Source organism: Mesorhizobium sp. M7A.F.Ca.US.005.03.2.1, from assembly GCF_003997795.1.
Lineage (GTDB): Bacteria > Pseudomonadota > Alphaproteobacteria > Rhizobiales > Rhizobiaceae > Mesorhizobium > Mesorhizobium ciceri.
Genome location: NZ_RZRP01001256.1, coordinates 1 through 1,249 on the forward strand (window position 1 = coordinate 1; position 1,249 = coordinate 1,249).

The 1,249-nt window shown below is 64.9% G+C and carries 2 protein-coding genes and 1 pseudogene; all 3 read right to left on the minus strand.

Annotation, left to right across the window (positions count from 1 at the left end; all coding sequences use genetic code 11):
- Window positions 1-211: substrate-binding domain-containing protein (locus tag EN991_RS36775; RefSeq protein WP_348630521.1), on the minus strand; the 211-nt coding region annotated here is incomplete at its 3' end.
- A 20-nt stretch (window positions 212-231) separates the two neighbouring features.
- A complete protein-coding gene (locus EN991_RS36780; protein WP_064994246.1) occupies window positions 232-954 on the minus strand; it encodes an ATP-binding cassette domain-containing protein in 723 nt (240 codons plus the stop codon).
- 3 nt (window positions 955-957) lie between these two features.
- Window positions 958-1,249 (minus strand): annotated as a pseudogene (locus tag EN991_RS36785) (ABC transporter permease); the annotation flags it as partial.

Consider the following 1,249-nt stretch of genomic DNA (forward strand, 5'->3'; position numbering starts at 1 on the left):
GACCGGTGTCGAGCGCCTGACCGGTGCCCTGAGCAACAACCTTCACGCCGATGCCGGTCTTCTTCTCGAACAGCGGCAGGATGTGGTCAAACAGCCCAGAATCCTGCGTCGAGGTCGTTGACGCCACAACTATCGACTGCTCCTGGGCAGGCGCGCCGCTCGCGAGCATCAGAAGCACCACAAGCGCACACAACATTCGGCGGGTCAGCATCTCAATCTCCGTCCGGTTGATTAAAGCACGAGTTCGCCGCGCACGAAGGCAGCCGCTTGCCGAGTCGCGGGACGATCCAGAAAATCGCCGGCAACGGCATGCTCGCAAACACGCCCCCGGACAAGAAAGACGACGTCTCCAGCGATCCTGCGCACTTGGCCGAGATGGTGCGAGGCCATGATGATCTTCGTGCCCGATTGGGCAGCCGTGATGATGATCTGCTCAACAAAACGCGTCGCCGCCGGATCGAGGCTGGCTGTCGGCTCGTCGAGCAGCAGGATCTCGGGCTGGCGCGCCAGTGCGCGAGCGAGCGCCAGCCGCTGCTGCTCCCCGCCTGACAAATGCCGTGCCGGACGTGCCGCCAGATCGAGAAGACCCACGCGGTCGAGCAGTTCCTCCGTGCGCGCCGCGCGAAGCCGACGCGGACAGCCGGCCGTAGCCAGGCCGTAGGCGACATTCGCGGCCACCGAGCGCCGCAGCATCACAGGCTTCTGGAACAGGATCGCACGCCGCGTCTTCGGGGAGAGGGTCCGACCGCCCCAAGTCAGGGTTCCGGCCGAAGGTACAGTAAGCCCCATGCAAAGCCGCAACAGGGAGGTCTTGCCCGACCCGTTTGGGCCGACGATCACCGTCGGCGCATGTGGCCCGATCGTCAGGTTCACCCGCTGGAGTATGGTCGTCGCGCCAGCGATAAGCGACACGTCATCGAAGACAAGTGGAAGATCGCTCTGAGCGGCCCGCATCCCCTAGCCCGCCCGTTGCTCGGACCACACCCGCACGCCCCAGGCGGCCGCGTTGATCAGCAGGATAAGAAAAATCAGAATCAGGCCGAGTCCGATGGCGAGCGGCAGATTTCCCTTTGAAGTTTCAAGTGCGATTGCCGTCGTCATGGTGCGGGTGAAGCCATCGATGTTGCCGCCGACGATCATGACGGTGCCAACCTCGGCCGCCGCCCTGCCGAAGCCCGCGAGCAGAGCAGTGACGAGGCTGAAGCGGCCGTCCCACAAAAGCGTCGCGACCAGGCCCACCGGCCCGACC

Coding starts and splice junctions, on each gene's coding strand:
- EN991_RS36780 (WP_064994246.1), bottom strand. CDS start 954: ATGCGGGCCGCTCAGAGCGATCTTCCACTTGTCTTCGATGACGTGTCG.